Annotated in this window: 5 protein-coding genes; 2 read left to right on the top strand and 3 right to left on the bottom strand. The window is 60.2% G+C overall.

Going from position 1 to position 6,891, the window contains the following annotated elements; translation table 11 throughout:
* Positions 1–171: 171 nt before the first annotated feature.
* Positions 172–2,754, bottom strand: coding sequence for a GNAT family N-acetyltransferase (locus AB5Y82_RS08855; RefSeq protein WP_368173884.1), 2,583 nt, complete (start codon positions 2,752–2,754; stop codon positions 172–174).
* 73 nt (positions 2,755–2,827) lie between these two features.
* Entirely contained in the window at positions 2,828–3,019 is a 192-nt protein-coding gene (locus AB5Y82_RS08850; RefSeq protein ID WP_124930448.1) for a hypothetical protein, read from the bottom strand.
* 192 nt (positions 3,020–3,211) lie between these two features.
* Here AB5Y82_RS08850 and AB5Y82_RS08845 point away from each other — a divergent pair, with 192 nt between their 5' ends.
* Positions 3,212–4,072 (top strand): hypothetical protein, encoded by an 861-nt coding sequence (locus AB5Y82_RS08845; RefSeq protein WP_319920895.1) that lies wholly within the window; start codon positions 3,212–3,214, stop codon positions 4,070–4,072.
* On the opposite strand, the gene ilvY is transcribed toward AB5Y82_RS08845, so the two are convergent.
* Complete coding sequence (ilvY, locus tag AB5Y82_RS08840; protein ID WP_319920894.1) at positions 4,061–4,954, bottom strand: HTH-type transcriptional activator IlvY; 894 nt, start codon at positions 4,952–4,954, stop codon at positions 4,061–4,063. The two genes, AB5Y82_RS08845 and ilvY, sit on opposite strands and share 12 nt — an antisense overlap.
* Positions 4,955–5,207: 253 nt before the next feature.
* Between ilvY and ilvC the strand changes: the two genes are divergently transcribed.
* Positions 5,208–6,689, top strand: coding sequence for a ketol-acid reductoisomerase (ilvC, locus tag AB5Y82_RS08835; protein WP_368173883.1), 1,482 nt, complete (start codon positions 5,208–5,210; stop codon positions 6,687–6,689).
* Positions 6,690–6,891: the final 202 nt, after the last annotated feature.

Here is a 6,891-nt window from a genome sequence, read left to right as displayed (position 1 = left end):
CCGGTTTCATAACCGGGCTTTTGTATTTTTAGCGCCTTAAACCACCAATATCTGGCTTTTCTCTGCCAAGTAAGAGTGCCAGATAGCCGGTTATTTCCACCATTTTCTGACTATATCAGAGCCTTATCAGTTTCATTCACGGCCATTTGAATGACTCTACAGGTGGTCAAATCAGGCTTGTGTTGCTTGCTGAGTACAGGGCAGTTCCATATTGACCACCCCCTCTTCCATTTGCACATCGATCTTGAAGCCAAGTCGTTTGGCGAGGTTGACCATGCCTCGATTGCTGGGCATGGTCATGCCGGATAGCTGGCCAATCCCCTGTTCTTTGGCATAACGGATGATCTTCTCCATCATCAATTTGCCGAGGCCCACCCCTTTCAAGTCCGATCGCACCAGAATGGCAAACTCGGCATCGCTCAGGTCCGGGGTCGAGATAGCGCGTACCACACCGAGTATCTGATCCTGCAGTTCGCCATCTTGCCCTACTGCTACGAAGGCCATCTCCCGGTCGTAATCGATCTGGGTCATGCGGGCCAGCTCTTCATGGCCCAGCTCGCCCACATCGGCAAAGAAGCGTTTGTACCTGTCTTCATCGGAGACCTGCAGCACGAACTGCTTGTGAGCCGGTTCATCTTCCGGCCGGATCGGGCGCAGCAGGATATGGCGCTGATCTTTAAGCCAGGCACCCTCCTCCAGTTCGGTAGGATAGGGGCGGATAGCCAGTCGGTTGCTGGTCGGGATGGTGGGGTCAGCCAGCATGAGGCTGGCATCCAGCACCACCATTTCGGCACCGCACGCTTGCAGCGGGTGCAGATCCAGCTCCTGAATCTCCGGAAAGGCGAGCAATAGCTCGGAGAGCTGGCAAAGCACTTGGCCCAAGGCATCGATATCCAGTCGTTCCGGCGTGGCTTGTTCGCGGATCTTGCGGCTTTTGAGGGCGCCGATGATCTGGTAACGGGCCAGCGCCTGATTGAGCGGTGGCAAGGCTGCTACCATCTCCTGCGGTTCGGCGCCCGACTCGCCCAGCAGGATGACGGGGCCAAAGATGGCGTCTTGCTGGATGCGTACCCGCAGTTCGAGGCCACCGCTGCGGCGAGCCATGCGTTGCACCAGCAAGCCTTCGATGCGGGCGCCCGGATCATGCTGTTTGACCCTGTCCAGAATGGCATCTGCAGCTTGCGCCACTTCGGCCGAGGTGCGCAGATTGAGTACCACGCCGTGTACGGCAGACTTGTGCAGGATATCGGGCGAGCGCAGCTTCACCGCCACTGGATAGCCGATCTGCTCGGCGGTCAGGGTCGCCTCAATGGCATCGGTAACGATCCAGGTTGGTAGAGTCGAGAGACCGGCAGCTTGTAAAATCGGGTGCACCAGATGGGTATCCAATCTTAGCTGTTTGCGCTCCTGTGCTTGGCGGATCAGCTGCTGGCACAGCTCGCCATTGAGCTGGTTGCCATGCAGGGATGCCGGGGTTTCCATCAACTGCTTCTGGTTGCGGCGGTATTCCACCATGTGCATGAAGGCGGCCATGGCGCTTTCCGGCGTGCGGTAGGTCGGGAAGCCCGCCTCGGTAAAGAGTTTACGCCCCTCCTGCGCCGAGTATTCGCCCGCCCAGTTGGTGAGGATATTGAAACGGCGCGCTCTGGGATGCTGTTTCAGATGGGCGATAAGATGGCTGGCCAGCGGCGCGCTCGGGGCCGTGAGCGAGGGGGCGTGGATGATCAGGATGGCGTCGATACCATCCTCTTGCAACACGTTGTCCAGTGCCTCCTGATAGGTAGTGATGGTGGCATCGCTGCCGATATCGAGTGGCGGGCGAGCCAGCTTGCCGCCCCGCTCCAGCAGCACATCCACCGCCATATTGGCCAGCCCTCGGCCGTTGGAGATGATGGCGAGCCGCTCCCCCTTGAGGGTCATGGAGTGGCTGAGTGTTTCCACCGCGGCAAACAGTTCGTGGGTATCCCGTACCCGCAACATGCCGGCGCGGCGGATGGCGGCATCATAGACATTGTCGAGACCGTGGGCCGGGTCGTGGTGCCCGCTTTTCAGCACCAGAATCGGCTTGTTGCGCGAGGCTGCCCGCGCCGCCGAGAGAAAGTGGCGGGCGTCGTGCAGCTTGTCCATGTAGATCAAGATGGCGCGGGTGACGCTGTCGCGGGAGAGCTGATCCAGCAGCTGGCCGAAGTCGATATCGCAGTGATCGCCAAGGGAGATGAAGGCGGAGAAGCCCAGCTCATGCTGCTTGGCCCAATCCAGAATGGTGGTGCTGACGGCGGCGGATTGCGACAGAAATGCGACTTGCCCCGGCTTGGCGGCAATGGGTGAAAAGCTGGCGTTGATCCCCTGGCTGGGCAGCAGCATTCCCATGCTGTTGGGGCCGAGCAGGCGAATGTCATATTGCTGGCAGACCCGTTTCAGCTCCAGTCGCTCCTCGGGGGAAAAGTCGGCGGCCAGTATGATGGCTGCGCCTGTTCCCTTTTGGCCGAGCGCTTCCAGCAACGGCAAGACCCGCTCCCGCCTGGTGCAGATGATGGCGAGATCTGGGGTCAGCGGCAGGCTGGCGATGTCGGGATAGGCCAGCACGCCGGCGATGGACTTGTTGCGCGGGGTGACGGGGAGGATGGGCCCTTTGAACTGGCCCGCCAGCAGGTGGCGCACGATCACATGACCCGCTTTGAGCGGGTCGGTCGAGGCGCCGATCACTGCGATTGATTGGGGTTTGAACAGCCGATCCAGACCGCTTGCTTTCATGGGCACTCCCGACAAAAGGGGGAAGATACCAGTTTAATACGCCTTTGCTGCGGGTTCTGTGACCGGATCCTGATCACCGTTTGTTCAGGGCATTGGCACGCAGATAAAAGCGCAGTTCGCCCTGCACCCGACGAATGGCTCCCAGGTGGCGTTCCTGCAGATAGATATCCTGCTCCCGGTCGAGCGCCGTACTGGGCACGCCCATGCTTTGCAGATACTCCTCAAACAGGGTTGAACCCTTGATCTCTACCAGATGCTGTTTCATGGCTCTCCTCCCTGCGCCTTGGCGTGTGTTGATGAACGCCCAGTCTGCGATGACCTGCCGGGTTTGCCTATTGTCACTTTTGACACGAGATTTGACACGAGAGCGCTCACACATCTTTCAGAGAGGGCGCCGTTGAGGCGCTGGCTGGCGTTATAGTATGGCGAGGAGCACGAGGCACGGATGGTGCACAGGATGATCAGAGTCTGGTGGTGGTGCATGGCACTGTGGACGGTTGGCGTATCGGCAGCCGAGCAGCCTATCCGCGCCTGGAATCTGCTGCTGGATCATCCCAACCCCGCCGTCGTCCAGTTGCTGCGCCTCTCCCTCGATCTCACCGTACCCGAATATGGCCCCTACCAGCTAGTTTCCAGCCCGCAGATGGAGCAGGGGCGGGCGGTGAAGGAGCTGCGCAGCGGCGAGCTGGTTCAGGTCGGTGTTTTTGCCCCCGATGGTGAGCGAGAACGGGAGTTGCTGGCAATCCACATTCCGCTGGCCAAGGGGCTGCTGGGGTGGCGGGTGTGTCTGGTTCGGCAGGGGGATGAGGGACGTTTTGCCGCGATCGGGTCGTTGGCAGACTGGCATCGCGCCGGGCTCTCCATCGGTCAGCACAGATCCTGGCCAGATACCCAGTTGCTGCGGGCTAACGGCCTCAAGGTGACGGTGGGCAATCTTTATGAGGCGCTCTTCAACATGCTGCGCAAGAAGCGCTTTGACTGCTTCCTGCGCTCGGTCATCGAGGTCGAGGATGAGCTAAGGCAACATCCGGATCTCGCCATCGAGCCCCGTCTGGTGTTTCGCTATCCGCTGGCGCTGCTCTTCTTTGTCTCGCCAAAATATCCGGAGCTGGCCCAGCGCATCGAGCTTGGCCTGCTGCGGGCGCGGCAGTCTGGTGCTTTTGACCGGGTCTTTGAAGAGGGATTTGGCAGCACCATTCGGCGGCTGAAACTGGATGAGCGGGTGCGCCTCGAGCTGCATAACCCCGACTTGCCGCAGCCCAGCCGCATCATGATGGCCGATCCGGCCCTTATCTATAATCCGGTGTCAGCGCAGTGAACCCTGATTCTGCGCGGTATCCCAGAAGGCGCGGATCAGCGGCTCTTCCAGTCGCTTCTTGAGCACCCCGATCCCCACATCAAATGGCTTGAAGGCGGGCTTGAGGTCGATGATCCGCACCTTGTCGCCGAGCGGGCTGTGGTCGATCACCGCCGCCGGCACCAATCCTACGCCACAACCGAGCGCTACCATGGCGACAATCCCCTCATTACCCGCCACTTCGGCATATATGTTGGGGGCGATCCCCTTGTTGCGAAACCACTGATCGCTGCGTTTGCGGGCCAAGCCCTGCTCGGAGAGGATGACCGGCAGCTGCTCCCAATCAGGTTCTCCCTGACGGAACCACTGGTTCAGCTGGGGGGCATTGCGCGGCGCAATAAAGACCAGCGGCACCAGCTGCAGGCTGGCGAACTCCAGCTTGGCGGGCAGGGCATCGGGGCGGGCGGCGATGGCGAGATCGGCCTCGTCGGCCAGAATCTTGTCCACCGCCAGCGCCGGGTCGCCGGTCTCCAGCTTGATCTCCAGCTGGGGGTAGCGGCGGCGAAAGCGCTCCAGCACCTCGGGCAGCAGAAAGTAACTGGCAGTGACCGAGCAGAAGACCCGCAGCCGCCCCTGCAGCGGTTCATCGCTGCGTTTGAGCTCCTGCTTGAGCTGACGCCACTCCTGCAACAGGCCGCCACCAAACTCGCGCAGTTTCTCGCCGGCGTGGGTAAGCCGCACCGAGCGGTTGTCCCGCTCGAACAGGATGCAGCCGGTCTCCTGCTCCAGCCGCTGGATGGCGCGGCTCAGGGTGGAGGGGCTGACCGCCATGGCATCGGCGCTCTTGCCGAAGTGGAGGGAGTCGGCGAGGTGGAGAAACAGCTCGAGATTGCGAAGGTCCATTGATCACTTCCTGCTGCAGTCAGGGCATAAATTCATGTCGTATCGTCCGGTTCCTGTAACCACATCCCCGCACAATTCAGCGGCAATATTGTCGAAACGGGGGCGTGCATGGGGAACAATTGCAAAGAATCACCTTTCAATTATTGCAACGTACTGTTTCGAATATATCAGTTCAGGCAATAAGTGTCCCGCGCTATAGTGGTTCAGACAACGCCGCTATCCGGCATGGAATCAATCGAACGGAGCAATCACCATGGCTAACTATTTCAACACCTTGAACCTGCGTCAGCAGTTGGCCCAGCTGGGCAAGTGTCGTTTCATGCAGCGCGAAGAGTTCGCGGACGGCTGCAACGTGCTGAAGGGCAAGAAGGTGGTGATTGTGGGCTGTGGTGCCCAGGGTCTGAACCAGGGTCTGAACATGCGCGACTCCGGGCTGGATATCTCCTACGCCCTGCGCAAGGCCGCCATCGCCGAGAAGCGCGCCTCCTGGCAGAAGGCTACCGACAACGGCTTCGCGGTCGGTACCTATGAAGAGCTGATCCCGACCGCCGATCTGGTGCTCAACCTGACCCCGGACAAACAGCACTCCGACGTAGTGAAAACCGTGATGCCGCTGATGAAGCAGGGCGCTGCGCTGGGCTACTCCCACGGCTTCAACGTGGTGGAAGAGGGTCAGCAGATCCGCTCCGACATTACAGTCGTGATGGTTGCGCCCAAGTGCCCGGGTACCGAAGTGCGTGAAGAGTACAAGCGTGGCTTTGGTGTACCGACCCTGATCGCCGTTCACCCGGAAAATGACCCGAAAGGCGAAGGCATGGCCATCGCCAAGGCATGGGCCTCTGCCACCGGTGGTGACCGTGCCGGCGTGCTGGAGTCCTCCTTCGTAGCGGAAGTGAAATCTGACCTGATGGGCGAGCAGACCATCCTCTGCGGCATGCTGCAGGCCGGTTCCCTGCTCTGCTACGACAAGCTGGTTGCCGAAGGCACCGACCCGGCCTACGCCGGCAAGCTGATCCAGTTCGGTTGGGAGACCATCACCGAAGCCCTGAAACAGGGTGGCATCAGCCTGATGATGGATCGCCTCTCCAACCCGGCCAAGCTGCGCGCCTTCGAGCTCTCCGAGCAGCTCAAGACCCTGATGCGCCCGCTGTTCGAGAAGCACATGGACGACATCATCGCCGGTGAGTTCTCCCGCGGCATGATGGCCGACTGGGCCGAAGACGATGCCAAGCTGTTCGGCTGGCGCGAAGAGACCGGCAAATCTGCCTTCGAAAATGCGCCGGCGTTTGCAGGCAAGATTGCCGAGCAGGAGTACTTCGACAATGGCGTGGTGATGGTGGCCATGGTCAAGGCGGGTGTCGAGCTGGCGTTCGAGACCATGGTGGCTTCCGGTATCTACGAGGAGTCTGCCTACTACGAATCCCTGCACGAGCTGCCGCTGATCGCCAACACCGTTGCTCGTAAGCGTCTGTACGAGATGAACGTGGTCATCTCCGATACCGCCGAGTACGGCAACTACCTGTTCGCCAACGCCGCCGTGCCCTTGTTGCGCGAGCACTTCATGCCGACCCTGAAAGCGGGCGATCTGGGTGCCAGCAAGGCGGAAGGGCAGATCGTCGACAACCTGGCGCTGCTGGCGGCCAACGAGGCGACCCGCAGCCACCCGATCGAGAAAATCGGTCAGGTACTGCGTGGCTACATGAAAGACATGAAACGCATCGCCGTTGGCGGTTAAGCCAGCATCGGGCTGGATGATGAAGGGGCGGGGATGACGATTCCTGTCGCCGGTCGGACTGGACACCCGACCGGCCAGCCAGAAAAATCAGCCTGACAGTCATAAAAGATGTGTCTAGTCCTGAAATAGGTTTACACATTTTCAACTAGCATTTCTCTACTCAGAACCCCCTATGTACTGCATCGGGGGTTCTGTATTTCAA

Source organism: Aeromonas sp. s13 (genome assembly GCF_040907905.1).
GTDB classification, from domain to species: domain Bacteria; phylum Pseudomonadota; class Gammaproteobacteria; order Enterobacterales; family Aeromonadaceae; genus Aeromonas; species Aeromonas veronii.
Note: the sequence above shows the minus strand (reverse complement) of the source record. Positions and strands in the feature narration are given on the sequence as shown.

Coding starts and splice junctions, on each gene's coding strand:
- AB5Y82_RS08855 (WP_368173884.1), bottom strand. CDS start 2,754: ATGAAAGCAAGCGGTCTGGATCGGCTGTTCAAACCCCAATCAATCGCA.
- AB5Y82_RS08850 (WP_124930448.1), bottom strand. CDS start 3,019: ATGAAACAGCATCTGGTAGAGATCAAGGGTTCAACCCTGTTTGAGGAG.
- AB5Y82_RS08845 (WP_319920895.1), top strand. CDS start 3,212: ATGATCAGAGTCTGGTGGTGGTGCATGGCACTGTGGACGGTTGGCGTA.
- ilvY (WP_319920894.1), bottom strand. CDS start 4,954: ATGGACCTTCGCAATCTCGAGCTGTTTCTCCACCTCGCCGACTCCCTC.
- ilvC (WP_368173883.1), top strand. CDS start 5,208: ATGGCTAACTATTTCAACACCTTGAACCTGCGTCAGCAGTTGGCCCAG.